Source organism: Hyphobacterium sp., from assembly GCF_965229905.1.
GTDB lineage: Bacteria > Pseudomonadota > Alphaproteobacteria > Caulobacterales > Maricaulaceae > Hyphobacterium.
The window spans coordinates 2,733,323-2,758,904 of the sequence record NZ_OZ245930.1 but is presented as its reverse complement, the minus strand read 5'-3'; the positions used below and the strand labels follow the sequence as shown (position 1 = coordinate 2,758,904).

Sequence of the window (25,582 nt, the reverse complement as noted above, 5' to 3'; positions counted from 1 at the left end):
CCATGTCAGAGCGGCCGCATCTCAATCCGTCATTCTCTCCTGCCAATGACGTTTCACCGGGCTTTGCCGGGTTGGAAACCGGACGCGGCCAGCGCCCGCTCGACGCCGATGATTTTCGTCAGCTGAATCCGCCCGCCAACCGGATTGATCGGGCGACGCTCAGCCGCGCGCTGCAACTGGTCGATCTGGCCGTCATGACAGCGCTCGCCGTGCCAGCATTCGTGAATTTTGGCGCGCATTTCTGGCCCTTCCTGGTATTCCTGGCGAGCACATTCGCCATGTTCCAGATCACCGGCGTCTATCGCGTCCGCGCTCGGCGGCCGGCTTGGCGCCATCTGGCGATCAGCGTGATATCGCTCGGCATTGCGGGCATGATCTCCATTCTCCTGGTTCAGGTTTCCGACACGCAGCTATCGCGCGACGCGGCCTTGCAGGCCGGTGTCGGCGCGGCCGGCCTGTTTGTAATCCATGCCGTCTATGCCTTCTTTATCGAGTTTTGGGCCAGCCAGGGCCGATTGGCGGCCAATGCGGTCGTGGTCGGTGCCACGGCCAATGCGCGCCGCCTGATCGAAGCCAATGGCCGCAGCCGGACGCTTAACATTCTGGGTGTCTTTGACGACCGTCGCTCCCGCAGCCCGTCGGCTCTGGCCGGCACGCCTTATCTCGGTTCGGTCGACGAGCTCGTCGGCTGGCCATACCTGCACGAGGTCGACCGCATCATCATCACCGTGACACCCCATGCCGTGCAGCGGGTGCAATCCTTGCTGTCGCGTCTGTCAGCGCTGCCGCAGCCGGTCTGCCTCTTGCTCGACTTCGAGCATTTCAACGCCAAGAACGAAACGCTGGAAGAGATCGCGAATTCGCCGGCGGCGCGGCTGTCCGGCACGTCGGCCTCGCCAGGATGGATCATCACAAAGCGCCTGCAGGATCTCCTGATCGGGAGTGTCATGTTCGTCGCGGCTTTGCCGGTGATGGCGGTTTTGGCGCTGCTCATCAAACTCGATTCACCCGGGCCGGTCCTGTTCCGCCAGGCCCGCGAAGGCTTCAATGGCAAACCGATCGAGGTCTATAAATTCCGTTCGATGCGCAACGATCCGGCCCCGGGCAACGGGGCGGTCCGGCAAGTGGAGCGCGACGATCCGCGCGTCACGCGCATCGGCCGCTTCATCCGCCGCACATCACTCGACGAACTGCCGCAGCTCTGGAATGTGCTGAAAGGCGAAATGTCGCTGGTCGGCCCGCGGCCGCACGCGCCCGGTATGCGCACAGGCGGCGCGCTCACCTCCAGCCTCGTCGCCGAGTACGCGCATCGTCACCGCGTCAAGCCCGGCCTGACCGGCTGGGCGCAGGTCAATAGATCGCGCGGACCGCTTCATACGCCGGAAGCCGCCCGCGAGCGGATTCGCTATGATGTGGAATATATCGCCCGTGCCAGCCTGCTGTTCGATGTCTGGATCATGTTGCGGACGGGCCCGGCCCTCTTGGGTGACAAAATCAATATCCGCTAGGGCCGGACAACATTGCGCGACCAGTATGACCGCAACACATTGAGCATCGGCGCGTCGGCCACCCGCCGCGAATTTCGGGGATTGACGCCGAGCAACGGATTCCACGCATTCTCCGACCGCTCATATTCGCGCCATCCGGTCGGCCAGTGAAAAAAGGCCGAGTTCGCACCCGCAACCTCGAGCGATTGCAGCCGAAAATCGAGAAAGCGGTCTGCATGTGGCACCCAGCGTTGCACGCCGAATTCGCCGACTGCCCAGCGATCCGCGCCTGGCGGCGTGATCCTCGCCTCATGCGGTTCAAATGAGACCGCCTGACCGCGTCCCGCATGGGTGAAGTCATAAGGTGCGTAATCGTGCAAAAACAGAACGGCGTTCGAAACGGACATCATGTCCAACTCGCCAGCGTTCGAGCGGTTGGCATATCCATTCGGACTTATCAGAATAGGTGTCGTCGCATCGACATCGCGGATCGCCTGCGCCAGCTGTAAGGCCAGGCGCGGCCAGTCGAATTCCGGCACGATATGGCTCACATTTGGCTCGACCATCGGCACATAGCCGACGACACCGCGATGCCTGGCAAAGAGGCGCGCCGTATACCGCCACATCTCGGCCCAGGCAGTCTGCATTTCCGTCGAGGTCCACACCCGCTCGTCAATCATCCGCGCCGGAAACCACTCCCCAGGATTGTCACGGTGAAATGTGAACTCCGATCGGCCGGGGCCGGTCCGGAAACCGATCACGGTGTAGAGCCCGTGAGCGGTGCACCGGTCCACGAGGCGAACCAGCCAGTCCACAATCTCCGGGTCTGAACGGAAAGGCGCGGACTCCCGAAACAAGCCAGGGCAGGACAACACCACGAGATTGGCACCCGCCGCGGCCAGGTTGCGAAGCGATGTATCGCTGATCGGTGCGCCGACGGGCCCCGGCCCCAGAAAGCTCTCGCCGTCAATGTCGGGATAGACGCGGCGCTGCGGGATCACGGCGCCACGCAAATGTGGCCCGGTGGCGTTGTCCCAGAGGTCGATCGGATGTCGCAACGCGGCGCTTTGGCTGCCGAGCAAGAAGGCCGAAGCCGCACCGGCGAGCACCTGCCGGCGATGCGGTCCCTTCACCATGCGTAGAACGATGCCAGCTTGTCGGCCTTGCGCAGCGCCCTGCGTGGCAGGCTGCCCAGGCGGCCGATCGGCAGCTTTTCCGCACGTCCCGCCAATGCCTGCGCCGCTCCGCGCAGCATGGTCGGTGCGGACTGGGTCATAACGCAGCCGGACCAAAGCGGCATTTGATAGCATCCCAGCTCCGCCTTGTAGCGGTAGTCGCCCGGGCCGAGATCCACGCCGGCCAAGCCTTCCGCCGCACTCCACCGGATCAGTTCCATCAGCAAGAGGATGCCCGGGCTGACATGGCTGAACGCGGGATTGTAGGCCGGGAACCAGTAATGCAGTTGGCGCTCGCTCGCCATGCCGACATGAATGGCCACCACCTCATTATTGATCGACAAGGTTGCGCATTGGCCCTGGAAACGGTCACTCCGGCGGCGAAGCAAAGCCGCGAGAAGCGCCTGCGTCCACCCGACAGAAAACACGTCGAAAATGCCGGTTTGCTTGTACTGCGAACGCTTCATCCGGATCATCGAATCGAGATTTTTGGGCGACGCATCGTCCAACTGGAAAGCGAACCCGCCTTCCTCGGCCTCCAAGCGCCGCAGACGTTTCCGGTAATTGCGCATGGCCCCCGGACTGAACATCTTGCGGGTCTCCAGATAGGCGTCAAACCCATCCGAAACATCGCAAATCCACGCCCCGTCCTGGCAGCGTCCGTATTCGCGCCAGCCCTGCGTCACGCCGATCGCGCTGTGAAACTCGAATAGCGGAACCCCGGCCGCTCTTAGAAAATCACGCGGGTCGCTTTCAGCGTCCGGCGGCACGATCAGTCCGTGGACATCGCCCAGCGGCCCGCCAATCGGCCTGGCATAGCCGATCCGCCCCAGCTGCAGGGGAAGAAAACCGCGAACTTGTCCACCAACACGCCCGACGATAATGCGCGTATCGCTGCGAACCTCTTCACAGCATTCCGCGAACTCGATCCGGAAATAGGGACTGGCCAGCGCAGCATTATCGTCGGTGAACGCGATCCAAGCCTCACGCTCGGCCGGCGTCAGCTCGCTGGGCCGCTTCAGTTCGGCGGTCAGGCGGTGCATGGCGGAATTCCCTAATACCTTGCCCGTTGGACTAGCAGAACAGGGTTGAGTTTTCGTTTCGATCCGCCACAGCCTGTTCACCCCATTTTAGAAGCTTTCCGGCAGATTGTCCGCAATCGGTCGGAGTTAACGCCCGCATGCTCGGCAAACACATCTTGGGATACCTTCCTGTTCAGATCGCGCGCGGTCTCGTGGGGTTCGGCGGCGTTGCCATTCTCACACGGCTGATGCCGACCGAGATGTATGGCCAATACGCCCTAGCGCTCGCGGCCATGCACATCACAGCGATGGCGGTTCACACCTGGCTGGATGCATCAGTTGCGCGCTTTCATGCACGGGCCGCCGAACGCGGCAGCCTCGCCGCCCATCTGGCGACCGTCTATTCGACCTACGCCCTGGTGTCGGTGGGCATCATTATCGTCGGCACGGTCGCCCTCTTGCTGGCGCCACTGTCGGGCGAAATGAAAACCGCACTCGGCTTCGGTCTCGCAGCCCTCACGCTGCGCTCGGCCCTGGCGATCGGGCTCGAAACGCGCCGGGCGGCAGGCCAGGTCGCCAGCTATTCCGTTTTTGAGACCTTCAATACGCTCACCGGCTTCGCGCTCGGGATCGGCATTCTGATGACGACGCCGCTGGGCGCCGCCGGTCCGATCGCCGGTATGGCCCTCGCCAGCCTGATCACGCTCGCCTTCGAATTCCCCGCACAGGCCCGGAAAGCAGCTGGAGGACGGCCGCACAGAAGGCGTGCGTCGGTCTATTTCGCTTACGGATTGCCGGTTTCGGTTTCCCTGGTGTTCGAACACCTGCTCTCGGCCGGCGACCGGTTTCTGATCGCAGGCTTTCTCGATGAAGCTGCGGTCGGGCTCTACGCCGCCGGCTACGGGCTGGCGGACCGGACCATCGACATCCTGTTTATCTGGCTCGGCGCCGCTGCGACGCCGCTGATGATCCGGGCGCTGGAGCGCGACGGCGAGGCCGCAGCACGCGATGTGGCGGGTCAATCGGCCCGCATCATGGGATTGCTCGGCTTTCCGGCCGCCACCGGTCTCGCCCTGGTCGCCACGCCGCTGGCCACCGTGATGGTCGGCGCCGACTTCCGGGAAGGCGCCGCGCAAATCCTTCCATGGATCGCTATCGCCGCGCTGATGAACGGGCTGATGACCTATTACTTCCACGAAGCCTTTATTTTGCGCCGCAAGACGCGCTGGATGGCGGGGATCATGGCGGCCGCCGCCCTCTTCAATCTGGCGCTCAACATCGTCCTGATCCCGCTATTCGGAATCGCCGGTGCCGCGGCCGCGACTTTGTTCGCCTACACCGCCGGTTTGTTGGCCTGCGCGCTAGTGGGTCATCAGCTCTTTCCGCTTCCCCTGCCCTGGCTGGATTGGGGCAAGGCGCTCGCCGCTACTGCCGGCATGGCCGTGGTTGTGATCGCCCTGCCGGTCAGCGGACCGCCATTTCTCGTGCTTGTGGCGAAATCGGGCGCCGGAGCGCTCGCCTATGCCAGCTTGGCGCTGGCGCTGAACATCGCCGATTGCCGGAGCTGGATCCGCATCGCGCAAGGCTGGCTGCGATCGCCGGAGGCCGCCACATGAGCCAGTATGCCGAGTTTTCCAACGAAGCCGCCTGCACGCTCTCGTCATGCCGCGTATCGGTGCTGATCCCGTTCTTCAGGGACGATCCGAGATCGCTCCTGCAAGCCTTGTCCGACGAGATATCTGCCGGTGATCTGCCGGTCGAGATCCTTCTGTTTGACGATGGCGAGCCGGATGCCGAACTCAATACTGCTGTAACTGAGATGATGACCGAGCTGACGCCGCCGGTGCGGCTGCTCACATCACGCCGCAATCTTGGCCGGGCCGGCGGGCGTAACCGCTTGGCGGGCGCTGCAATTGGCGAATGGCTGTTGTTCCTGGATGCCGACATGACGGTGCCGCCAGCGTTTCTGGCCGGGTGGCTCGACCGCATTGATGCAGCGGAATTCGACGCCGCCTTCGGCGGTTATTTGGCCAACCCTGTCACCTCCCGCGCGCACCGGCTTCATGCGGCCCTGGCGCAGTCGAGCGACGAAAATTCCGCAGCCATTCGGCGAACCATCGGTGCCACCGCAGTCTGCACCAGCAATCTCCTGGTCCTTGCCGATGTGATGCGCCGGGTTCCGTTTGACGAGCATTTCTCCGGTTGGGGCTGGGAGGATGTCGACTGGGCGGTGCGTGCCGATCGGATTGGCGTGCTGGCCCATGTCGACCACCCGGCCGGCCATTCAGGCTGGCAATCGGCGGACGTGTTGCTGCGAAAATTCAAGGACGCCGCCCGCAATTACGCGCGACTTCTGGAAAAGCATCCAGAGCTGATGCACTTACCCAGCGCCAAAGCGGCACGGTTCCTGCGCGCCATACCCGGACAGGCACTGCTTCGCGGCCTCTGGGCGGCCATGGCGCGCACGCCCGTCGCCCCCATGAAAGCGCGGACCACCGCGCTCAAACTCTGGCGCGCCAGCTGGGCCGCCGAAGCGATCCGCCGATGAACGGCACGGCCTACATTCCCTCCAGCGGGCTAGCTGGAAAATGGCGTCGTCTGTCGGCGCGGCTGTTCGAGCGGGATCCACTGCGGATTAATGCAAGCCGCCTCACTGTCTCCTTCACGTTCGACGACTTTCCGAAGTCGGCGGTGGAACACGGCGCCGCAGAGCTTGAAAGCCGGAATTGGCGCGGCACATGGTATGCCGCAACCGGAATGGCCGGCAGCGAAAATCATCATGGCCGGCTGTTTGACGCCGCAGATATCCAGCGACTTGCCGCAGCAGGGCATGAAATCGCTTGCCATACGCATAGCCATATCGACATGGCGGCCGCCGAACCAGGCACCGTGATGGCCGATATCAAGGCCAATCACGCCGCGCTCGCGGACATGGGTCACCGCCACAACCTGCCGGCTTTTGCCTATCCATTCGGGGAATCGACGCCGCGCATGAAGCGAGCCCTTTCGGCCCGCTATGAAACGCTTCGCGGCGTGCAACCCGGCATCAACCGGACGGGCGACGACCGGCACCTGCTGAAAGCGGTCGGAATCGATGGCGGCGACGCCGGCATCGACCGCGCGCTCGCATTTATCGACGACGGCATGCGCAAGCCCGGCTGGCTGATATTCTATGCTCACGATATTCGCGAAAACCCGACAGACTGGGGTTGTACACCGGAGCAATTCCGCGAAATTTGTGACGCGGTCGCCGATAGTGGCGCCGACGTCATACCGGTGACAGAGGCTTATCGTTCGCTCGTGCGCGAATAGCGCCGGGGCATCGCCAGCCGGGCCGCGGTCGCAACAAAGAGCACCCAGCTGATTGCATTGCGCTGAACCAGATTGCTTTCGGAAATACTGATCAGAGCCGTCAGCACCAAGAAGACGATCGCCCAGTAGGCCTCTGGTCCGCCAAACAAGCGACTGAAGGCGCGAAAAAGGCTCGCCCCGAGCGAAATCGCCATCAGCACCACACCGGGAACACCGACCCCCAGCAATAATTCCAGCCAGCCATTGTGCGCGGTCGGTACATCCCATTGCGTCCGCTGCCGGACCCAGAATGCCGGCCCATAGTCACCGCTCCAGAACGCGCCATAGCCGAATCCTGTCCACGGCCGGTCCTCGATCTGCTCGGCCAAAATGATCCAGATGTCCGTGCGGCCTGTGAGCGTCGCATCGCGCCCTAACGCCTCGATGACCGTCACGGGCGCGACTGCCAAAATCAGCGCTCCGACGAATACGACCAGGCCGCCGCCACACAGGATCAGCGCCGCAAATCCAAAGCCGCGCCGCACGAGATGTATGGCACCGCATCCGGCCATCGCCAGGAGCAAGGCCAGCAAGGCCGTTCTGGACGTCGACATCAGGACCATCGCAGCCATGAAGCCGGCAAGACTCCACCAGATCCACCGCTGCCGGGGCTGACAGACCGATGCGGCGATCGCCGCGGTCGTGCCGAACGCCATCATCGCGCCCAGCGTGTTCTTTTCCCAGAAAATGCCGCGCCATGCCCCGGCATGCACATCATGGTGCACCCCCATGGCCGGATAGGCCATGGCGATCGCAGCGCTCAGAACGCCAATAACCGCGAAGACGGCCGCGAACAGTGGTATCAGCTCATCCCAATTGAAACGCGCGGCCAATGCGATGCCGATCAACGTCGTCATCACCAGCGCAAAACCGCGGCGTTGCGTCAGTCCAGCGTCGACCGACCATAAAAAGGACGCCAGGCACAGCACCGACAGCGCCAGGATCACCGGCACGCGCCAAATCAGATCCAGCGTGCGCGCCGGTGAGATGATCAGCCATAGCAGCGTCAGCGCGTAGATCGGCAACCACATGGCGCGCAACAGCGCGGAACTGTCCGGATCTCCGTCAGCCGCCAAGAGCGGACCGAGCAAGCCTTGCGATAACAGAAAAAGCAGCACGCCCGCGAACAGACATTCCAGGGGCCGGGCAAGGTTGAGCGCCGGCCCCGAACGGACCGCAGCAATATGGCTGGCGAGGCTGGTCAAGCCGCCTGACGCGCAGGCCGCGCCCGGTTGCAGACAATTCCCGCGACCACGCCGCCGCGCTGTTCGATCGCTTCGCGACGCGCAGCTATGGCACGTTCGCTCCACTGTTGATCGTCCGCCACAAGAATGACGCCATCGGTATCGCTGACCAGTGGCAGAATGGCCCGGCTGGCGCCAGGCGCATCTATGATGGCAAGATCGATACCGCCCCGCACGGCTTTCCAATAGTCTGGCGACCGGCCGAACTCGAGACGCTCGATCGCCCCGCGCGCCCGTTGAAACTCGGTGACATAGAGGTGATGGCCGGCGGGCCGCGCAACTAGGCGCGCACGCGACGCATCGGGTGCCGCCCGCCAGAAGGGCGGCCGCCCGAAAGAGGCATCGAAGACCCTGCCTCCGGCCGGGCACAGGGCTTTCGACTGACCGTTGCGGGCAAAATCCATGTCGAAAAGCCAGACACCGCGCCGCGAACGCGCTGCGGCGGCGCGTGAAAATTCCCGCGCAATCGTCGACGTGCCGGCAGCCTTGCTGGCACCAAGAAACATCAAGACGCGCCCTTTGCCACCGGGACGGGCAATGGGTTCGAGCTGGTCGACCAGCGCTCGCATTTCCAAGGACAAATCAATCATCGAATCGCCGCGAATCGTTACTGATGGGCAGGATTCCCCGCGACCGGTTAACGCCGCGCCAACGCTTCCCGTTGCTGCGGCGTCCGGATCAGTACCGGAACCCCGGCAACATGAGACGGCATCGGCTGCGGACCGTTATGGGCCGCACGGCCGGCCGATTGACCGCGTGGCAGCGGCCGGGCCGGCGCGTTCGGGCTGACATGGTTGATCCAGTATCCTCGCAGCAATCCCAGCAGAATCGCTGTCCCCGCGGCGAATACAAAAGACGCAGCGATGCCGAGCTTCTTGAGTGAGGACCCTTCCGGTGGCGCATAAGCGCGCTCCACGATCCGGACAGCGTCCGCGCTTCCCGGCACCAGCGACTGACGGGCTTCCGCTTCGGCCTGCTGCGTCGCGAGCCCCGTCGCGGCCGTCTCGGTCGCGGCGACATCCTGCGCCAGGCGCCGGAATTCCGGCGCAAGATCGCGCAATCGCTGAATCTCCTGCTGCGCGGCACGCAACTGACGGCGAAGAGCGGCGGCCAGCGACGTCTGGCTGCTGGCGCGGACCTCCTGTCGCATCTGTTCTTCGACCAGCGCGCTGCGGACTTCATTGACGCCGGTGCGCGTATTGCCAAGGCCGGCGACACCGCCGCCCGCGATAAATTCCTCAAGCTCGCTAATCTCGCGATTAATGGCAATCACAGCCGGGGCGGTCTCGAGATAGCGCGCAAGCAACCGCTCGCGTTCCAGCCGCAACTCGGCGAGCTGATTCTCGGCGCTGCTTTCAACATACAATTCGATGGTTTCCGGCATACCCGAGACGCGTGCAGCCATCGCCGAAGCCGCAGACGATGCGGCCTGCGCCTCCGATTGGGCCGTCAGCAGCTGGTTTTGCAGCGTCGAAACACGCGTGATCGCTGCTGATCTATCCGCCTCATAGTCCGTGATGTCGTGCTCTTGCAGAAAGGTGTCGAGCGACGCCAGAGCAATGGCATGCGCCGTGTCCGCCTGGATCCGCCGTTCGGAAATTCCCGAAGCACCGTCGCCGGTCAGGACGACCTGGCGATAGGCGATATAGGCATCGACAATCGCATTAAGGATCATTTCCGATCGACCGGGATCATCGCCTTCGAAAACCGGAATCAGCACCGATGCGTTCGGCGCACGTTGAACCGCGAAGCCCTGACGCAGCGCCCGCAGCGCCCGCGCTTCGGTTCCGCCAGCCGGAAGAATGGCGGCGGGACCGATGGTCTCCAGCGCACGGCGGCGAACCGCCTCCGAATTGAGAATTTCGGCTTCCGATTGCATCACCTGCTCAAGGATAAATCCGTCGCCCGATCCCGCTGCGCCCGGCGTCAGATCCTCATCGTCGAGCAGAACCAGCAGCCGTGCTTTGGCTTCATACGACCGGTCGAGCATCAGAATCGACGCGACCGCGCCGGCAGCAAAGAGCAGAAGAAAAACCACCACGATAATGACGCGCTGGGACCAGATCATTTCGATCAGGTCGAACAGGTCCAATGACCGCCGTGGTTCATCGGAACCTGGCGGAACAGGCGGCGACTGGCCCGGTCCGGAATACGCACGACTCATGTGAGGGAGAGAAGCGGTGGTCGGTTTAATTTTTCATTATCCGAACCGCGAAAGGTTGTGAAACAGGTAAGCTTTATCGGACGAGTCGCACATGACGCGTATTTTGCTACTCATTGCCGCCATCGCACTCGCTGGATGTGGCACGGCTCGCAATCTGGGTTCTCCCTTCGATCGCGGCCCGCATCAGCCCGATTATTACGCTTGGGAAACCACCCGCGCATCAGGTTCAACCGCACCCGCCGGCTGGGGGGATATCGCCTTCGTGGAATGGCGTAACGCCGATCCCACTTTCCGGCTGTTTCCGGGCGACACCGTCGACGTCACGGTTCACACCGCTTCGGAACTGAACCGGACCGCGACCGTGGGCCCCGACGGCCGTGTCAACCTGCCGCTCGCCGGGCGCGTCATGGTGGCGGGCCGCACCGACGCAGAGGCGGCCAGCGTGATCGCAGATGCCTATACGCAAATGTTGAGGGACCCGATTGTCGAAGTGACGGCTACCGATTTCGGGCCGCAGAACATTATCGTAGGAGGTCAGGTCAATACGCCGGGCATGTACGCCATGCCGTCGCGCATCGGCGCGCTCGAAGCGGTTATCCTGGCTGGCGGGTTCCGCGACACTGCCGCCCGCGGAGACGTGGTCGTTCTGCGCCGGGCGCCCAGCGGCGACGGCCTGATGATGCGCACGGTCGATCTTCACGACGCGCTGCGCGGCGATGGCAATGCCGACGCTTTCGTCCTCCAGCGGCACGACATCGTCTTCGTGCCGCGCTCGACAATCGCGGAGATCACCCTGTTCATCGAACAATATGTCTACGGCATCCTGCCGCTCGACCAGGCCTTCTCATTCGCCATCGCGGACGCGATCAACGACTAGCCGTTATAGTTAGTGACGCGTAGCCAACCAGTCGCGGGCGGCGCGTTGTGCTGCGGCAATCTGCGAACGATCCATCTCGTCGGAAATCTCCTGACGATAATATTTCGCAGCGTCGCAACCCATCAGAGTCGCAAGGTTGAACCATTTGTGCGCCTCGACATAGTCGACCGTACCGCCTTGGCCAGTCGAATACAGAATGCCGAGCTTGCAGAGATCGTCTCCCGTTGGGTCGGCATTGACCGCATCGTGCGCCTGCGCAGTTTCTACATCAGTGAAAGCCATTTTGGCCCCCATCCTTTTGCCCTCGCGCCCCGGCTTTGCCGTTGTGGCGTCAGAAAGCGTTCCACCCAATGCCCCGGCCTTTTGGCCTCGGACAGATGTGAGATTCGCCGCAGTGAGTTCCCATAAGGTTAAGAAAACTCAGGGTTAATCTTTTTTTTTGGTTTATTTTCGTTAGGGAGTCTTGAGATCGGTTAAGCGAGCTGAATCAGCTCTGAAGAAGCGATTTCAGTCGTTACGAAATCCGGCTTCGCCGTTAGGATTGGTCATCGAAATCTTACATTTTCGACCATTTGCCCGCTTGCGAGGGCTTGCGATGGGCCACAGGGCTTATAAAGACAGGGGAGATAAGCAGGCAGGCCGATGACCGATCAGATTATCCCCCCGGTGTCGATGACACTGGACGACACCAACCCCGATGTTTTCGCCGCCGAACTCGGCGAGGAATTCCGCCGCTTTGGCTTCGCAGTCATTTCCGATCACGGGATCGAACAGCAAATCATCGACGACGCCCTGGATCGTGCGAAAGCTTTCTTCGCCCTCCCCGTGGAAATAAAGCAGAAATACCATGTGGAAGGCGGCGCCGGGCAACGTGGCTATACGCCGTTCGGACGCGAGGCTGCCAAGGATGCCGCACAGATCGACCTCAAGGAATTCTGGCATGTCGGCCGGGACCTGCCCGCCGGCCACCCCAATGCCACCGTCATGCCGCAAAACCTCACACCCGAGGAAATCGAGGATTGGCAGGCCGTTACCCGGCTATTTGACGCGCTCGACGAGCTTGGACTTCGCCTCTTGCGCGCTGTCGCCCGGGATCTCGGCCTTGACCAGCATTTCTTCGACGACACGGTGAAGGACGGCAACTCGATCCTGCGCCTGCTGCACTATCCCGCTCAGGAAGCCACCGTGCCGGAGGGTTCGATCCGCGCTGCCGCCCACGAGGATATCAACACGATTACATTGCTGCTCGGCGCCGAAGAGGCCGGATTGCAGGTCATCGACCGCCGCACCGGCGATTGGATTGATGTCAATCCGCCGCCTGGATGCTTGGTGATCAATGTCGGCGACATGCTGCAGCGGCTGACCAATAATGTTTTTCCGTCAACGACGCACCGCGTCGTCAATCCGGCGCCCGAACGCCAGAAATTTGCACGCTATTCCGTGCCCTTCTTCTTGCACTTCCGGCCCGATTACGAGATCTGCACGCTGGAAAATTGCGTGTCAGAGGAAAATCCGGACCAGTATCCGGACCCGATCAGCGCGCAAGATTACCTGCTTCAGCGCCTGCGCGAAATTCGCCTCTTGTAGGTATACTGCCGGGCACCGCCAGCTGGTTGTGGCCGACTCCAATCAAAAACGCCCGGCACGATGCGTGCCGGGCGTTGGCAATTCTGGTTCCGATCGACGGATCAGACGATCGCCGAGATGACAAGGAAGCCGAGTCCGGCGGCCGAGCCCGCACCGACCAGGGACAGGGCGAAGCCGTTATCTTTCCAGCTTTGTCCTTTTCGCAGACGGCGGACGGATTACTTGGTGCTGCCGATCATGTCAGTGCTCCTCTTTGCTCAGCTCTGGAGATATGAAGAATCTCGCCGTCTGCAAGGGCCTCACGCCCGTATTTGCACTTTCCCGACAGGGGATTGGCATGACGGCAATCCCGCCCTCCCCGCCGGCGCCTCGTCCGGATCAGGTGAGCGCCGCGAAAATGAGATATCCGCCGCCGACCAGAACGATGGCCGCGATTAGCGAAAGGAAAAGCGTGTGTTCCTGCCAGCGCTTGCGGACACCCTGTCGGGCTTCGGTTTTTTTGATATCTTCGGTCATTCTTATAGCTCCTCTCGATAAGAAGAACTAGCGCCGGCCTTTTTTGTTTCAATGGCGGCCGGCCGTCATGCGTCGTGATCTGGATGTTGCTGGCTCGTCGCCTTCGCGAGAGCCGCGCCTTCTGGATCGTCTTCTTCGGTGGTTCCGAAATTCGGCAGGTCCGCCATTTGCGCGAGCTGCGGCAGCTTGCTTTCCATGCTGAGTTCGAAAGCCAGCGGAATACCGGCCGGATCGTCGAAGGCGCCGATCGACATTGAAATGTGCTCACCACCTTCGCGCAGGAAGAAAAGCGGTGTCCCGCATTCGCGGCAAAAGCCCCGCTTGATGCCTTGCGAACTTACGAAGACCGCAGGCTCGCCGCGCGTCCATTCGAAATCATCCCAGTAGACGCCGACCAGCGGGGCGAAGAAATTGCCGTAAGCTTTTTGGCACATCCGGCAATGACAAATATGTGGGTTGTCGCGGAGCCCGTTTGCACGAAAGCGGATGGCGCCGCATTGGCAGCCGCCGCTCCGCGCAATCGTATCAAGCTTATCCAATCAGCCGATCCCCAGCTTCTTGCGCAGGATCTCGTTGACCGCCTTCGGATTGGCCTTGCCCTGCATCGCCTTCATCACCTGGCCGACGAACCAGCCCATTGCCTTCGGCTTGTCCTTCACCTGCGCGGCCTGGTTGGGATTGTCGGCGATCAGCTGGTCGATCACCGTCTCGATCGCACCGGTATCGGTGACCTGTTTCAGGCCGCGATCCTCGACGATCTGTTTCGGGCTGCCGCCCTCGCTCCAGACAATTTCGAACACGTCCTTGCCGATCTTGCCGGAGATCACATCGCTGGAGATGAGATCGATCAGTTCGCCCAGCTGTTGCGCCGAGACCGGGCTGTCGGTGATGTCGAGCCCTTCCTTGTTGAGGCGGCCGAACAGCTCATTGTTGACCCAGTTGGCGGCGAGCTTGGCATCACGTCCCTCGGCCACGGTCTCGAAATAATCGGCGCGGTCCTTGTCGGCGGCCAGCACCGATGCGTCGTATTCGTTCAAGCCCAGCGAAGCGACGAAGCGCTTGCGCTTGTCCGCCGGCAATTCCGGCAGCTCGGCCTTGATCTCGGCAATGCGTGTCGCCGGGATCTCCAGCGGCAACAGATCGGGACACGGGAAATAGCGGTAATCGTGCGCTTCTTCCTTGGAGCGCATCGACCGCGTCACGCCCTTGTTCGCGTCGAACAGGCGGGTTTCCTGGTCGACCTTGCCGCCCTCCTCGACGATTTCGATCTGGCGCCGCGCCTCGTATTCGATCGCCTGCATGATGAAGCGCATCGAATTGACATTCTTGATCTCGCAGCGCGTGCCGAGATGGCTGAAATCGTCCGTCTCGCGGAATTTTTCGTAGGCGCCGGGCTTGCAGATCGAGACGTTCACATCGGCCCGCATCTGGCCCTTTTCCATGTCGCCGCCGCATGTGCCGAGATAGCGCACGATCGTGCGCAGCGTCTTCATGTACGCAGCAGCCTCTTCCGGCGAGCGGATGTGCGGCCGTGAGACGATTTCCATCAACGCCACGCCCGACCGGTTGAGATCGACATAGGTCGCGTTCGGGTCGAGATCGTGGATCGACTTGCCGGCATCCTGTTCCAGGTGCAGCCGCTCAATGCCCACGACGAATATCGACCCGTCATCGCGCTCGCATTCAATCTCGCCTTCGCCGACGACAGGAAACTGGAACTGGCTGATCTGGTAGCCCTGCGGTAAATCTGGATAGAAATAATTCTTCCGGTCGAAGCGCGAATATTCGTTGATCTTGGCGTTCAGCCCCAGACCGGTGCGGACCGCCTGCTCCACGCAGTAGGAATTGATCACCGGCAGCATGCCCGGCATCGCCGCATCGACCAGGCTGACCTGGGTGTTGGGCGCGGCGCCGTATTCCGTCGCCGAACCGGAAAACAGTTTCGACTTCGACGCGACCTGCGCATGGACTTCCATGCCGATCACGATCTCCCAGTCACCGGTCACGCCCGGCAGTGTGTAGGTGTACTCAGACATTTTCTTGCTCTGCTTCCAGCCGTCGCCGGTCCAGGCAGGGGAGGATCGCATCGATCACGCCTGCCATGTTCTGATTGATCTCGTTATTCCAGAATCGCAGGACGATAAATCCGGCCTGCTCCAAGTGTTTGTCCCGCGCACGATCTTTCGCCCGATGCGCCGGCGCATCATGCTGTCCGCCATCGACCTCGATCACGAGCCGCGCCTCAAAACAGGCAAGATCGACGATGAATCCGTCGATCGGTGCCTGGCGCCGGAATTTCCAACCGTCGATCTGCCGCAGCGTCTGCCACAGCTTGACCTCCTCGGGGGTCATTCGCTTGCGCAGAGCACGCGCAATCGGAGTCAGCGGGGACTGGCTCATCGCGCCACCCTCCCATCCTCCCCCTGGACGGGGGAGGTGTCCCCCACGGGTCCGACATTCAGTCGGCCCGAGGACAGGCTTCGGGACGGAGGGGGTGGGGATGACCCGCACCCCTCCCGTCCGGACCTGGCGGTCCGGCCACCCTCCCCGTCAAGGAGAGGGATGAAGTTATGGCTATCGCCGCGAGTCATCCGGCGAGGATTCTTCTGCTTGATTGGCCGCCACCACGACGCGCCAGGCGGCCTGGACGAAGGATCCGAAAATCACGCCGGCAATCCCGAGGCAGAGCGCGACAATGCCGATCACCAGCCCGTTGGCGACCTCGATCCGTCCCGTCATCAACAGCGCGCCGATGAGCGCAAGCAATCCGCCAACGAAGATCGCCGGCCGTGCAAAACGGAGGACGGGATGCGGCGTCACCACCAAGCCTCCGGCTTGTGCGTGAACGCGGCCGCATCTTCGAGCGCCGCACCCACCGAGAACATGGTCGCTTCATCAAGTGCGGGGGTGATCACCTGCAGACCCAACGGCAGGCCGGATCCATCCAACCCCGCCGGCACCGACATGGCAGGTACACCGGCAATGTTCGCCGTCACCGTGAAAATGTCATTGAGATACATCGCGATCGGATCGTCGGATTTTGACCCGAGCGCAAAGGCCGCGGACGGCGTCGACGGCGTCAGCAGCGCATCGCAATGCAGGAAGGCTTTCTCGAAATCCTCGAGAATGCGGCGGCGCACTTTCAGCGCCTTGAGGTAATAGGCATCGTAATAGCCCGCCGACAGCACATAAGTGCCCATCAGGACGCGGCGCTGCACCTCATCGCCAAAGCCTTCCGCGCGCGTCTTTTCGTAGGTGTCGGTCAGGCTCTCGCCCTCGACGCGCAGCCCGTAGCGCATGCCGTCATAGCGCGCCAGATTCGACGAAGCTTCCGCCGGATTGATGATGTAATAAGTCGGCAAGGCATATTTGGTGTGCGGCAGGGAGACCTCAACGATCTCGCAACCCGCGGCCTTCAACCAGTCCACGCCCTGTTGCCACAACGCTTCGATCTCGTCGGGCATACCGTCCATGCGGTATTCCTTCGGCACGCCGATCCGCTTGCCCTTTACCGAAGCCGATGCCGCGGCAATCCAGTCCGGCACATCCAGCGGCAGCGACGTCGATTCCTTGGGATCATGACCGGACATCGCCTGCATCAGGATGGCGGCATCTTTCACCGTTTTTGCGAAAGGGCCCGGATGATCGAGCGAGGAGGCAAACGCCACCGCACCCCAGCGCGAGGCCCGGCCATACGTCCCCTTCACGCCGACCGTACCGGTGAAGGCCGCCGGTTGGCGGATCGAACCGCCCGTATCGGTCCCGGTGGCGCCATAAGCGAAGTTGGCGGCCACGGCTGTGGCTGATCCGCCCGACGATCCGCCCGGCGTCAACGGTGCGTCCGAGCCCTTGGCGCGCCACGGATTGACGACATTGCCGAAATACGACGTCTCGTTCGACGAGCCCATGGCGAACTCGTCCATATTGGTCTTGCCGAGAAAGACGCCCCCGGCGTCCCACAACTTCGCCGTCACGGTGGATTCATAAGGCGGCTCGAACCCGTCGAGTATGTGAGAACAGGCCGTGGTCGAAACGCCTTCGACCGCGAACAAATCCTTTACCGCAATCGGCGCGCCCTCGATCAAACCGCCTTCGCCCTTGGCGAGACGATCGTCGGATATCTTGGCCATTGCCATCGTCTTATCGCGATCGAAGGCCGTGAAAGCATTCAACGCGCCTTGCGAAGCTTCAGCAGCATCAAGCGCCGCGCCGGCGACTTCCCGCGCGGAAATCTCGCGGGCTTTCAGCTTGGCGGTGATGTCAGTCAGCGACAGGGAAAGGAAATCACTCATGACCTTGCGGCCTCTTCAACAGGCCGGGCGTATTCGAAATAGATGTTCTGTTCGCTCTCCGGCGGGTAATCGCCAAAAGCGGGACGGCGCGTATAGCCGGCGTTCTCGTAGAGCCTGATGGCGGCTGTCTGGTATGAACCGGTCTCGAGGCGGACAATCTCATAGCCATGCTGGGCGGCGCATTCATGCGCGGCTTTCAAAAGTGCCTGCGCCGCGCCTTGGCCGCGATGCGCCGGCGCGACAAACATCCGCTTGATCTCGGCATAATCTTTCTCGCGGCGCAGCGCGATTGTTCCGATCTTCTCGCCCGAGAAGGTTTCCGCCATGAAAAAATCGGTCTTGTCGTCGACCAGTTCTTCCGGCGCCAGCGGGAAATTGTTCTCGTCGTCATAATGCCCGGCGAGCTCGTCATCGAGCGCCGCGATCAGCGCCCGCGCGTCCTCGTTCAACGGGTCAGCATATCGGACAACAACGCCCATTACTCGACGCTCTTGGGCACAACGAAAAAGCCCTCTTCGGATTTTGGCGCATTGGCCAGCACCTTGTCGCGGATACCGCCGTCGGAGACGACGTCCTCGCGCTGCGGCAGCGCGAACTTCACCGGCGTCGTCATCGGCTCGACCCCGTCCGTATCGACTTCGTTGAGCTGCTCGATCCAGTCGAGAATCCCGTTGAGTTCGCCGGTCAGTGCGGTCAGCCGGTCGCTCGGCTCGGCGATCCGCGCCAAGCGCGCAATACGCTTCACATCGTCTTCGGTGACGGCCATGGCATTCGCCCCAATGCTTGGAAGGACTCCACAAAGCGCCTGACTAGCAATGCGCGTTGTGCGGTGCAAGAAAGCTTGACTGAATTTCGCCGCGGGCGCACCCAGAGCGCCATGTCCGAGACCGCCGCCTTCCCCGCCGACGGCCCGCTGCTCGCGCTCGATCCCGGCGAGAAGACGATCGGCGTCGCGGTCTCAAATGCGGCGCGAACGGTCATCACGCCAGTGGAGACGATCCGGCGCATGAAGTTCACCGCCGACGCAAAGCGCATCTTCGCGCTTTACGACGAGTTTGGCTGCACCGGCCTCGTCATCGGCTGGCCGCTCAACATGGACGGGTCAGTCGGGCCCCGTGCCCAGTCGGCAAAAGCGCTCGGCACCAATCTGAAGCGCCTGCGCGAAATTCCCGTCCGCTATCAGGACGAGCGCCTGTCCTCTGACAAGGCCGAAGAACGCCTGCGCGCCGCCGGCAAAAAGCGCGACGAGATCGACCGCGTCGTCGATGCCCATGCCGCCGCCATCATTCTCGAAGATGCCATTGAGGCGCTGGCCGGATGAACCCAATCTTCGGCGCCCTCCTGCCCATTTTCGCGGTCATCGGCGTTGGCTGGGCGCTGCGCCGCTCGGGCCTGATGCCCGCGGAGCAATGGCCGGCCATCTCCCGCCTCGCCTATGTCGGCCTGTCGCCCGCCCTCTTGTTCTCGGTCATCTCCCGCGCCGATTTCGCGGCCATGACCGTCGCGCCGGCCGTGCTCGCCGCGGCCCTCGGCTTCGTCGCCATGGGCGTGCTGGTGGTTGCGCTAAAGCCACTGATCCCGGCCGACGGCCCCGCCTTCACCAGCATTTTCCAGGGCGCCGTACGCTGGAATGGTCTCGTCATCCTCGCGCTCGCCACCCTGTCTTTCGGCCTCGACGGCGAAGTGCTGGTTTCGCTGATCATGGTTGTCACCATCCCGATCGTAAATGTGATGGCCGTGACCGTGCTCACCGTCTGGGGCAACAGCGACAAGAAGCCGGATGCCAAGGCTGTCTTGTGGCGAATTGTTTCCAATCCGCTCATTCTCGGTTGCGTTGCCGGCGGCGTTGCGAATGTTTTCGGCTGGTTCCAGTCGGGCCCGGTTGCCGACGTGCTCGCCCTGATGGGCCGGGCGGCGCTGCCGCTGATCCTGCTCGCCGTCGGCGCGGCATTGGATTTTTCGGCGCTGAACGCGCGGCGGCATCTCCTGGCGATCTCGGTGACAATGAAGCTGGTGGTCGCGCCGCTGGTCTTCGGCGCGCTGGCCTGGTCGTTCGGCGTGCGCGGCGAAGCGCTGGCCATCGTCGTGCTGGTCGGCGCCTCACCGGGCGCGGCATCCGCATACGTGCTCGCTCAGCAGCTGGGCGGCGACCGGCGCCTGACCGCCGGCGATGTCACAGCCTCGACACTTTTTTCAATGATTACCCTGCCGCTGGCCGTCTGGATCGCCACGCAGCTTGGGTAACGATTGAGATTGCCCCAGAACTCTCGTCTTCCTCCGGCTTGCCTGCACTCGCGGAAGCGGGTGACCGGAGGACCTCCGAGATATTTCGATTAGATCGGAGGAAAACGGGAATTTTCGAACTGATCGGAAATTGCGGCTAAAGCAGCGCCTTAGAGACAAATCCGTTCACCCTCCCGTGCGATACGGAAGCCGCGCTCGAACACCTCGCGGGTTTCGCCACTGTCTTCGTACCGAATCGGGTTGGTGTGATTGTAGTGGATGAAGCGGATGCGCTGTCGAATTTCGCCGGGGTAATCCTGAAACAAATCCATCGTTTCTGTCGTCCGTGGATGCGGAATGGCACTCATGTCCCGGCCCGGAAGCTCATCGTTGTCGAAGAAGCTGGCATCGACGTAGACGATATCGTTTGCCATCACGATCTCTTCGATCCGCGTGCCTTGCGCCGCCCATTCCTCCCAACTGTCGATATCCGGAATGAAAATGACGGACAGTTCTGGCCCGGCGATCCGGAAACCCGCGGTTTCCGCATACTCCCGCCGATGCGGGACATCATAGGCCGTGACGGACAACCGCTCACTCAATGAAACGGGGTCATCCGCCGTCATCGGCCGCAGCTCGATATTCCGGTAATTGACGAGCTGATCCCATGGACCGTTCGAGGACAGGAAATCGGCCATCAGCGGCAGCGTGTAGACAGGTGCCCGATCCGCGCTCATCGATTCGAAACCGAGAAACATCAGTCCGGTGTAATGCCCTATATGCGCATGCGTCAGGAATATCCCGTCGGGTGCGCCCGACATGCCCGCGAGTGCGTTCAGATCATGCTGCTGTTCACGGAAATCCGGCGTGGCTTCAAACAAATACCGCGTGCCGGCAACATGATCGATGACGCCTAGCGACACGACGCGGCGCCGCAGGCTCCTGTCCGCCCAGGCCGGATCATTCTGAACGTTGACCTGTGGCGTCCCGCCATCCTGCGACACGCCGAGGACCACGAGTTCCACAGCGCAGTCTTCGGCGGGCATCGTTTGCAGCGCTGCGGCTGCCATCAACTCGATCATCAATCGATCCCCACGGTTTCACTGCGATATTCCATCAGCGCAACGTCGCGCCATCGCCCTGCCATCGGCCCATACGTCATCTTCCCCAGCCGCTTGCGGGTGCCGACCATGCGATAGCCGCAAGCCTCGTGCAAACCGATCGAGGCGGTATTCTCCACGAATATTCCCGCATTCAGCGTCCAGACGCCTGCCCGCTCCGCAGCCCTGATAAACGCGGTCAGCAGCGCCTTGCCGACGCCCTGTCCGCGGACAGCTGCGCTGACATAGATCGTGCCTTCGGCGACACCGCCATAGACGCAGCGATCGGACACGCCGGACGCTGCCGCCCAGCCCACGACCTCGCCATTGATCGCGGCGACGGGGCGCGGCTGTGCCATCCGCTTCGCGTCGAAACCGGCCCAGTCAGGCGGTTCGCTCTCAAAAGTCGCATGCCCGGTTGCAATGCCTTCGGCATAGATCGCCAGCACCGCATCGGCGTCTGCGGCTGTCATCTCACGGATGTTCAAGATGGTTCTCCACATCGCCCGGGACGCCGCGCTTGCGATGGCGCCGCTCTCACCCTATACCGCCGGAAATCAGCTGGGAATTCACATGGGTCGCGCCGACTTTACCTATGACTTTCCGCATGACCGCCTGATCACGGTCGACGACCTCAATCCTTTGGACATCCAGATCCTGTTCGAACGCGCCGCCCACTGGCACGCAATCAACCGTTCGCCGGACAAGAAACATGATGCGCTCAAAGGCCTGACCCAGATCAATCTCTTTTTTGAGCCCTCGACCCGCACGCTTGCCTCCTTCGAATTGGCCGGCAAACGGCTCGGCGCCGATGTCGTCAATTTTTCGGCAGCCAGCTCGTCCGCCAAGAAAGGCGAAACGCTCGCCGACACGGCGCGCACGCTGGCGGCGATGAAGCCCGACCTCATTGTCGTGCGCCACCAGGCCTCAGGCGCCGCAGACTTCATCTACCGCGAAACCGGCATCGCCACCGTCAATGCCGGTGACGGCATGCACTCGCATCCGACCCAGGGCTTGCTGGATTTGTTCACGCTGACCAACCGTATCGGCGAAGTCGGTGGCAAGCGGGTGCTGATCGTCGGCGACATATTGCACAGCCGCGTCGCGCGTTCTGATGTCGGCATGCTCAATCTTCTCGGAGCGGAAATCCGGCTTTGCGCTCCACCGACGCTACTGCCGACAGATGTCGACCGCTGGGGCGCCGAGATTTTCCACGATCTCGACGAGGCGCTGGAAGGTTGCGATGCCGTCATCACCCTGCGCCTGCAGCGCGAGCGCATGTGCGGCGCCCTCATCCCGTCCGAGCGTGAGTATTTTCACTTCTGGGGTGTCACCGCGCGGCGGCTGGAATTCGCCAACCCCAACTGCGTGGTCATGCATCCCGGCCCGATGAACCGCAATGTCGAGATCGACAGCTTGCTGGCCGACGACCCCGAACGCAGCCTGGTGCTCGACCAGGTCGAGGCCGGTGTCGCCATCCGCATGGCCGTGCTTGAACAGCTCGGCACACGGGCACGCAAGAATTCGGGAGGCGCGGCATGACGGCCTTCACTTTCCGCAATGCCCGCATTGTCGACCCGGCGAGTGGCCATGACGCGCTCGGCAGCCTGCGCGTAATTGATGGCCAGATCGACGATATCGGCGACGGGCTGGCGCATGATGATGACGAGATCATAGACGCCAATGGGGCCATACTCTGCCCGGCCCTCATCGATCTCCGTGCCGCCATAGAGCCGGCCTTCACCCCGTCTGGCGAAACCCTCGACACGCTGGCGCCGGCGGCAGCCGCGGGTGGCATTGGCACGATTATCGTTTCACCGACTTCGCAGATGCCGATCGACACGCCGGAGATTGTCGGCGGGCTCAAATCGGCCGCCTTGCCCAATCCGGTGCGCATCCTGATCGCCGGCGGCGCGACACGCACGCTCGACGGCAGCACCCTGTCCGAGATCGGGCTGATGGCGGAATGCGGTGCGGTCTTTGTTTCGCAGGGCGATCGCCCGGTGACCGACACAGCGGCACTGCGCAACCTTTTCAACTATGCCGCCGGTTTCGAGCTCTGGATCGCCTGTCCGGCGCGCGAGCCCTTCCTGTCAGCCGGCAGCGTGGCCACCGAGAGCGAAGCCGCCGCCCGCTATGGCTTGGTTGTCGAACCAGCATCCGCTGAACGTCTTGCCATCGACCGGCTGGCGACGCTCGCCGAACTCACCGGCGCACGCCTGATGATCGACCGCGTCTCGACCGCGGAAGGACTGGATGCTCTGTCGCGAGCCCGCCAGCGCGGGATTGAAATCTGCGCCACGGCGGCGATCGCCAATTTGACTCTCAATGCTGTCGATGCCGACGGCCTTGATCCCGCCTACCGGCTGACACCGCCGCTGCGCAGCGAAGACGATCGCCGCGCGCTGGTGGCCGCCATCGCCAACGGACAGATCGACGCCATCGTATCCGATCACCGGCCCATCTGCCTGGATGAAAAAGCCCAGCCCTTCGCAGACGCGAGTCCCGGCTCTATCGGCGTGGAGACGCTGCTCGCCGCGCTCTTGTGGCTTGTGCATGAAGGTGAACTCGACCTGGTCGACGCGCTGCGGCCGCTGACCTCGGGGCCCGCCGACCTGCTGAGCCTCGTACAGGGGCGGCTGGAAGCCGGCGCGCCTGCCGATCTGGTGCTTATCGATGGCGACGCGCCCTGGATTTTTGACGCCGGCAAGGGTCGCTCCGCGCGCCGCAATGCCGCCTGGCAGAACCGCCGCTTTCAGGGACAGGTCTTGATGACAATGGTTGGCGGGGGCATGGTATACAACCATAGGGGGTAAAAATGACGGGTTGGGAAATCTTGGCCATCGCGATCGCTGCCATTGGCGGCTATTTTCTGGGCTCAATTCCATTCGGTCTTGTGCTGACCCGCCTCGCCGGGCTCGGCGACATTCGCGAGATCGGTTCGAAGAATATCGGCGCGACCAATGTCTTGCGCACCGGACGCAAGGATCTCGCCGCTGCAACCCTCATTCTCGACGCCGCCAAGGCCGGCATCGCTGCTCTCATCTTCACCGCGCTATTGGGCCCGGTACCGGGCCTGGTGGCCGGTGGCGCGGCCTTTCTCGGCCATTGCTTCCCCGTCTGGCTGAAATTCAAGGGTGGCAAAGGGGTCGCCACCTTCTACGGCGTCCTCTTCGCCGTAGCTTGGCCGGTTGGTGTGCTCGCCGCGATCACCTGGATCGGCATGGCTCTGGTGGCGCGTTTTTCATCCTTGAGTGCCCTGTTGGCCGCCGCTTTGGCTCCGCTCATCGCCTGGCTGTTCGACCGGCCGGGTGTTGCGATCCTCTGCCTGTTTTTGGCGGCGCTCATATTCTGGCGCCATCGCGCCAATATTCAGCGCCTGATCGACGGGACCGAGCCCCGGATCGGCGCCAAGGCCACGTGACGGGCGGCGCCCCCAGCTTTTCAGAGCGGGTCGACTGGCTGCGGCTGGCGCGCACCCCTCAAGTCGGACCCGTCACCTTTCACAAACTCCTTCAGCGCTACGGCACGCCGGCAGAGGCAATCGGGGCCTTGCCAGAACTGGCCCGCCGCGGCGGGCGTCACCAGCCACTCAAAGTCACGGATCGCGAGGCCGCCGAGCAAGAAATTGAAGCCACCGATGCCGCAGGTGCGCGCCTGCTGATCGCCTGCGAAGCGGATTATCCGCAGCTGCTCGCGGCACTCGATCCGCCGCCGCCCGTGATCACGGTGCGGGGACCACTCGTGCCTGACGATCACGCCTGCTGTGCGATTGTCGGCTCGCGGAACGCATCGGCCATCGGCCTGCGCTTTGCCCGCGATATGGCGGCAGAACTCGGCCGGGCAGGCGTGGTGATCGTCTCCGGACTGGCGCGAGGGATTGACGGATCCGCGCATGCCGGCGCGCTCGAAACCGGAACCATTGCCGTGCTGGCAGGCGGAATCGGACATATCTATCCGCCCGAACATGCGGAACTCCACGCCGCAATAGGCGAGCGCAGCTTGCTGGTGACGGAATCTCCGCCCGGCGCCACGCCGACCGCGCGCGATTTTCCGCGCCGCAACCGGCTTATTTCCGGCCTCTCGCTCGCAACCCTGGTGATAGAAGCGGCGCTGCGTTCGGGCTCATTGATCACCGCCCGTTTCGCGGCGGAACAAGGCCGCGAAGTGATGGCCGCACCCGGCTCGCCCCTCGATCCGCGCGCCAAAGGCAGCAACCGGCTGATCCGCGACGGCGCGGCACTGATTGAGGATGCCGAGGACGTTCTCGAGATTCTCCGCCACGCGAAACGGCCGGCCACCGCCGAACCGCCCGCGCCTCCCTGGGAGCCGGTCGACGATCACGCCGAAGACGCCGGCGAACACGACCGGCTGTACGCCTTGCTCTCGCCCTCGCCGGTTCCGGTCGACGAATTGATAAGGCAATCCGGCCTCGCACCGGGCCGTGTCCATGCCGTTCTGATCGAGTTGGAACTAGCCGGGCGTGCGCTTGTCCTGCCGGGCGGGTTCGTCCAGCAGGCATGGCCAGACACAAATGGTTGACA

Annotated in this window: 28 protein-coding genes; 12 read left to right on the top strand and 16 right to left on the bottom strand. The window is 62.8% G+C overall.

Annotation, left to right across the window (positions count from 1 at the left end; genetic code table 11):
* Positions 1 to 2: 2 nt before the first annotated feature.
* The gene (locus tag ACO08C_RS13895) at positions 3 to 1,508 is read left to right on the top strand and encodes an exopolysaccharide biosynthesis polyprenyl glycosylphosphotransferase (RefSeq protein WP_421786394.1); all 1,506 of its coding nucleotides are present in this window, start codon (positions 3 to 5) and stop codon (positions 1,506 to 1,508) included.
* Here ACO08C_RS13895 and ACO08C_RS13890 read toward each other — a convergent pair.
* A complete protein-coding gene (locus ACO08C_RS13890) occupies positions 1,505 to 2,623 on the bottom strand; it encodes a glycoside hydrolase family 5 protein (RefSeq protein WP_421786393.1) in 1,119 nt (372 codons plus the stop codon). The two genes, ACO08C_RS13895 and ACO08C_RS13890, sit on opposite strands and share 4 nt — an antisense overlap.
* Positions 2,617 to 3,705, bottom strand: a complete 1,089-nt coding sequence (locus ACO08C_RS13885) for a GNAT family N-acetyltransferase (protein WP_421786392.1) — start codon at positions 3,703 to 3,705, stop codon at positions 2,617 to 2,619. Before ACO08C_RS13885 ends, ACO08C_RS13890 begins: the two co-directional genes overlap by 7 nt.
* Positions 3,706 to 3,842: 137 nt before the next feature.
* Here ACO08C_RS13885 and ACO08C_RS13880 point away from each other — a divergent pair, with 137 nt between their 5' ends.
* The 3 genes from ACO08C_RS13880 to ACO08C_RS13870 are packed head-to-tail and all read left to right on the top strand — an operon-like array spanning position 3,843 to position 6,996.
* A complete protein-coding gene (locus ACO08C_RS13880) occupies positions 3,843 to 5,300 on the top strand; it encodes a lipopolysaccharide biosynthesis protein (protein ID WP_421786391.1) in 1,458 nt (485 codons plus the stop codon).
* On the top strand, positions 5,297 to 6,232 hold the full coding sequence (locus tag ACO08C_RS13875) for a glycosyltransferase family 2 protein (protein ID WP_421786390.1): 936 nt from the start codon (positions 5,297 to 5,299) through the stop codon (positions 6,230 to 6,232). The genes ACO08C_RS13880 and ACO08C_RS13875 overlap by 4 nt, the downstream gene beginning before the upstream one ends.
* Complete coding sequence (locus ACO08C_RS13870) at positions 6,229 to 6,996, top strand: polysaccharide deacetylase family protein (RefSeq protein ID WP_421786389.1); 768 nt, start codon at positions 6,229 to 6,231, stop codon at positions 6,994 to 6,996. Before ACO08C_RS13875 ends, ACO08C_RS13870 begins: the two co-directional genes overlap by 4 nt.
* Here ACO08C_RS13870 and ACO08C_RS13865 read toward each other — a convergent pair.
* The 3 genes from ACO08C_RS13865 to ACO08C_RS13855 are packed head-to-tail and all read right to left on the bottom strand — an operon-like array spanning position 6,972 to position 10,371.
* Positions 6,972 to 8,240: an O-antigen ligase family protein gene (locus ACO08C_RS13865; protein ID WP_421786388.1), complete on the bottom strand. Its 1,269-nt coding sequence runs from the start codon at positions 8,238 to 8,240 to the stop codon at positions 6,972 to 6,974. The two genes, ACO08C_RS13870 and ACO08C_RS13865, sit on opposite strands and share 25 nt — an antisense overlap.
* Positions 8,237 to 8,869, bottom strand: a complete 633-nt coding sequence (locus ACO08C_RS13860; protein WP_421786387.1) for a hypothetical protein — start codon at positions 8,867 to 8,869, stop codon at positions 8,237 to 8,239. Before ACO08C_RS13860 ends, ACO08C_RS13865 begins: the two co-directional genes overlap by 4 nt.
* A gap of 47 nt (positions 8,870 to 8,916) precedes the next feature.
* On the bottom strand, positions 8,917 to 10,371 hold the full coding sequence (locus tag ACO08C_RS13855; protein ID WP_421786386.1) for a GumC family protein: 1,455 nt from the start codon (positions 10,369 to 10,371) through the stop codon (positions 8,917 to 8,919).
* 163 nt (positions 10,372 to 10,534) lie between these two features.
* Here ACO08C_RS13855 and ACO08C_RS13850 point away from each other — a divergent pair, with 163 nt between their 5' ends.
* Positions 10,535 to 11,320: a polysaccharide biosynthesis/export family protein gene (locus ACO08C_RS13850; RefSeq protein WP_421786385.1), complete on the top strand. Its 786-nt coding sequence runs from the start codon at positions 10,535 to 10,537 to the stop codon at positions 11,318 to 11,320.
* A 9-nt stretch (positions 11,321 to 11,329) separates the two neighbouring features.
* Here ACO08C_RS13850 and ACO08C_RS13845 read toward each other — a convergent pair whose 3' ends face one another.
* The gene (locus tag ACO08C_RS13845; RefSeq protein WP_421786384.1) at positions 11,330 to 11,602 is read right to left on the bottom strand and encodes an SEL1-like repeat protein; all 273 of its coding nucleotides are present in this window, start codon (positions 11,600 to 11,602) and stop codon (positions 11,330 to 11,332) included.
* 360 nt (positions 11,603 to 11,962) lie between these two features.
* Between ACO08C_RS13845 and ACO08C_RS13840 the strand changes: the two genes are divergently transcribed.
* Positions 11,963 to 12,907 (top strand): isopenicillin N synthase family dioxygenase, encoded by a 945-nt coding sequence (locus ACO08C_RS13840; protein WP_421786383.1) that lies wholly within the window; start codon positions 11,963 to 11,965, stop codon positions 12,905 to 12,907.
* A gap of 378 nt (positions 12,908 to 13,285) precedes the next feature.
* Here ACO08C_RS13840 and ACO08C_RS13835 read toward each other — a convergent pair whose 3' ends face one another.
* From ACO08C_RS13835 to gatC, 8 genes are all read right to left on the bottom strand, one after another.
* Positions 13,286 to 13,423: a hypothetical protein gene (locus ACO08C_RS13835; protein WP_421786382.1), complete on the bottom strand. Its 138-nt coding sequence runs from the start codon at positions 13,421 to 13,423 to the stop codon at positions 13,286 to 13,288.
* Positions 13,424 to 13,488: 65 nt separating this feature from the next.
* The gene (locus ACO08C_RS13830; RefSeq protein WP_421786381.1) at positions 13,489 to 13,857 is read right to left on the bottom strand and encodes a GFA family protein; all 369 of its coding nucleotides are present in this window, start codon (positions 13,855 to 13,857) and stop codon (positions 13,489 to 13,491) included.
* A gap of 105 nt (positions 13,858 to 13,962) precedes the next feature.
* On the bottom strand, positions 13,963 to 15,459 hold the full coding sequence (gene gatB, locus ACO08C_RS13825; protein ID WP_421786380.1) for an Asp-tRNA(Asn)/Glu-tRNA(Gln) amidotransferase subunit GatB: 1,497 nt from the start codon (positions 15,457 to 15,459) through the stop codon (positions 13,963 to 13,965).
* The gene (locus tag ACO08C_RS13820; RefSeq protein ID WP_421786379.1) at positions 15,452 to 15,823 is read right to left on the bottom strand and encodes an endonuclease domain-containing protein; all 372 of its coding nucleotides are present in this window, start codon (positions 15,821 to 15,823) and stop codon (positions 15,452 to 15,454) included. The genes gatB and ACO08C_RS13820 overlap by 8 nt, the downstream gene beginning before the upstream one ends.
* A 174-nt stretch (positions 15,824 to 15,997) precedes the next feature.
* Positions 15,998 to 16,243: a hypothetical protein gene (locus ACO08C_RS13815; protein WP_421786378.1), complete on the bottom strand. Its 246-nt coding sequence runs from the start codon at positions 16,241 to 16,243 to the stop codon at positions 15,998 to 16,000.
* Complete coding sequence (gene gatA, locus ACO08C_RS13810) at positions 16,240 to 17,697, bottom strand: Asp-tRNA(Asn)/Glu-tRNA(Gln) amidotransferase subunit GatA (RefSeq protein WP_421788731.1); 1,458 nt, start codon at positions 17,695 to 17,697, stop codon at positions 16,240 to 16,242. The genes ACO08C_RS13815 and gatA overlap by 4 nt, the downstream gene beginning before the upstream one ends.
* Positions 17,698 to 17,711: 14 nt before the next feature.
* Complete coding sequence (locus ACO08C_RS13805; RefSeq protein ID WP_421786377.1) at positions 17,712 to 18,194, bottom strand: GNAT family N-acetyltransferase; 483 nt, start codon at positions 18,192 to 18,194, stop codon at positions 17,712 to 17,714.
* The gene (gatC, locus tag ACO08C_RS13800) at positions 18,194 to 18,481 is read right to left on the bottom strand and encodes an Asp-tRNA(Asn)/Glu-tRNA(Gln) amidotransferase subunit GatC (RefSeq protein ID WP_421786376.1); all 288 of its coding nucleotides are present in this window, start codon (positions 18,479 to 18,481) and stop codon (positions 18,194 to 18,196) included. The genes ACO08C_RS13805 and gatC overlap by 1 nt, the downstream gene beginning before the upstream one ends.
* A 111-nt stretch (positions 18,482 to 18,592) precedes the next feature.
* Here gatC and ruvX point away from each other — a divergent pair, with 111 nt between their 5' ends.
* Both ruvX and ACO08C_RS13790 read left to right on the top strand, forming a co-directional pair.
* Positions 18,593 to 19,036, top strand: coding sequence for a Holliday junction resolvase RuvX (ruvX, locus tag ACO08C_RS13795; protein WP_421786375.1), 444 nt, complete (start codon positions 18,593 to 18,595; stop codon positions 19,034 to 19,036).
* Positions 19,033 to 19,959, top strand: a complete 927-nt coding sequence (locus tag ACO08C_RS13790) for an AEC family transporter (protein ID WP_421786374.1) — start codon at positions 19,033 to 19,035, stop codon at positions 19,957 to 19,959. The genes ruvX and ACO08C_RS13790 overlap by 4 nt, the downstream gene beginning before the upstream one ends.
* 149 nt (positions 19,960 to 20,108) lie before the next feature.
* Here the strand turns inward: ACO08C_RS13790 and ACO08C_RS13785 are convergent, their stop codons facing one another.
* On the bottom strand, positions 20,109 to 21,020 hold the full coding sequence (locus ACO08C_RS13785; protein WP_421786373.1) for an MBL fold metallo-hydrolase: 912 nt from the start codon (positions 21,018 to 21,020) through the stop codon (positions 20,109 to 20,111).
* Complete coding sequence (locus ACO08C_RS13780; protein ID WP_421786372.1) at positions 21,020 to 21,526, bottom strand: GNAT family N-acetyltransferase; 507 nt, start codon at positions 21,524 to 21,526, stop codon at positions 21,020 to 21,022. Before ACO08C_RS13780 ends, ACO08C_RS13785 begins: the two co-directional genes overlap by 1 nt.
* 85 nt (positions 21,527 to 21,611) lie before the next feature.
* Here ACO08C_RS13780 and ACO08C_RS13775 point away from each other — a divergent pair, with 85 nt between their 5' ends.
* From ACO08C_RS13775 to dprA, 4 genes are read left to right on the top strand one after another with little or no spacing between them, the layout of a single operon-like run.
* Positions 21,612 to 22,580, top strand: coding sequence for an aspartate carbamoyltransferase catalytic subunit (locus ACO08C_RS13775; RefSeq protein WP_421788730.1), 969 nt, complete (start codon positions 21,612 to 21,614; stop codon positions 22,578 to 22,580).
* Entirely contained in the window at positions 22,577 to 23,854 is a 1,278-nt protein-coding gene (locus ACO08C_RS13770; RefSeq protein ID WP_421786371.1) for a dihydroorotase, read from the top strand. Before ACO08C_RS13775 ends, ACO08C_RS13770 begins: the two co-directional genes overlap by 4 nt.
* A 2-nt stretch (positions 23,855 to 23,856) precedes the next feature.
* Entirely contained in the window at positions 23,857 to 24,462 is a 606-nt protein-coding gene (plsY, locus tag ACO08C_RS13765; protein WP_421786370.1) for a glycerol-3-phosphate 1-O-acyltransferase PlsY, read from the top strand.
* On the top strand, positions 24,459 to 25,580 hold the full coding sequence (gene dprA / locus ACO08C_RS13760) for a DNA-processing protein DprA (RefSeq protein ID WP_421786369.1): 1,122 nt from the start codon (positions 24,459 to 24,461) through the stop codon (positions 25,578 to 25,580). The genes plsY and dprA overlap by 4 nt, the downstream gene beginning before the upstream one ends.
* Positions 25,581 to 25,582: the final 2 nt, after the last annotated feature.

Bases quoted from the DNA above. Each gene is read 5' to 3' on its own strand.
- ACO08C_RS13895 (WP_421786394.1), top strand. From the start codon at position 3: ATGTCAGAGCGGCCGCATCTCAATCCGTCATTCTCTCCTGCCAATGAC.
- ACO08C_RS13890 (WP_421786393.1), bottom strand. From the start codon at position 2,623: ATGGTGAAGGGACCGCATCGCCGGCAGGTGCTCGCCGGTGCGGCTTCG.
- ACO08C_RS13885 (WP_421786392.1), bottom strand. From the start codon at position 3,705: ATGCACCGCCTGACCGCCGAACTGAAGCGGCCCAGCGAGCTGACGCCG.
- ACO08C_RS13880 (WP_421786391.1), top strand. From the start codon at position 3,843: ATGCTCGGCAAACACATCTTGGGATACCTTCCTGTTCAGATCGCGCGC.
- ACO08C_RS13875 (WP_421786390.1), top strand. From the start codon at position 5,297: ATGAGCCAGTATGCCGAGTTTTCCAACGAAGCCGCCTGCACGCTCTCG.
- ACO08C_RS13870 (WP_421786389.1), top strand. From the start codon at position 6,229: ATGAACGGCACGGCCTACATTCCCTCCAGCGGGCTAGCTGGAAAATGG.
- ACO08C_RS13860 (WP_421786387.1), bottom strand. From the start codon at position 8,869: ATGATTGATTTGTCCTTGGAAATGCGAGCGCTGGTCGACCAGCTCGAA.
- ACO08C_RS13850 (WP_421786385.1), top strand. From the start codon at position 10,535: ATGACGCGTATTTTGCTACTCATTGCCGCCATCGCACTCGCTGGATGT.
- ACO08C_RS13845 (WP_421786384.1), bottom strand. From the start codon at position 11,602: ATGGCTTTCACTGATGTAGAAACTGCGCAGGCGCACGATGCGGTCAAT.
- ACO08C_RS13840 (WP_421786383.1), top strand. From the start codon at position 11,963: ATGACCGATCAGATTATCCCCCCGGTGTCGATGACACTGGACGACACC.
- ACO08C_RS13835 (WP_421786382.1), bottom strand. From the start codon at position 13,423: ATGACCGAAGATATCAAAAAAACCGAAGCCCGACAGGGTGTCCGCAAG.
- ACO08C_RS13830 (WP_421786381.1), bottom strand. From the start codon at position 13,857: ATGTGCCAAAAAGCTTACGGCAATTTCTTCGCCCCGCTGGTCGGCGTC.
- gatB (WP_421786380.1), bottom strand. From the start codon at position 15,459: ATGTCTGAGTACACCTACACACTGCCGGGCGTGACCGGTGACTGGGAG.
- ACO08C_RS13820 (WP_421786379.1), bottom strand. From the start codon at position 15,823: ATGAGCCAGTCCCCGCTGACTCCGATTGCGCGTGCTCTGCGCAAGCGA.
- ACO08C_RS13805 (WP_421786377.1), bottom strand. From the start codon at position 18,194: ATGGGCGTTGTTGTCCGATATGCTGACCCGTTGAACGAGGACGCGCGG.
- gatC (WP_421786376.1), bottom strand. From the start codon at position 18,481: ATGGCCGTCACCGAAGACGATGTGAAGCGTATTGCGCGCTTGGCGCGG.
- ruvX (WP_421786375.1), top strand. From the start codon at position 18,593: ATGTCCGAGACCGCCGCCTTCCCCGCCGACGGCCCGCTGCTCGCGCTC.
- ACO08C_RS13790 (WP_421786374.1), top strand. From the start codon at position 19,033: ATGAACCCAATCTTCGGCGCCCTCCTGCCCATTTTCGCGGTCATCGGC.
- ACO08C_RS13785 (WP_421786373.1), bottom strand. From the start codon at position 21,020: ATGATCGAGTTGATGGCAGCCGCAGCGCTGCAAACGATGCCCGCCGAA.
- ACO08C_RS13775 (WP_421788730.1), top strand. From the start codon at position 21,612: ATGGGTCGCGCCGACTTTACCTATGACTTTCCGCATGACCGCCTGATC.
- ACO08C_RS13770 (WP_421786371.1), top strand. From the start codon at position 22,577: ATGACGGCCTTCACTTTCCGCAATGCCCGCATTGTCGACCCGGCGAGT.
- plsY (WP_421786370.1), top strand. From the start codon at position 23,857: ATGACGGGTTGGGAAATCTTGGCCATCGCGATCGCTGCCATTGGCGGC.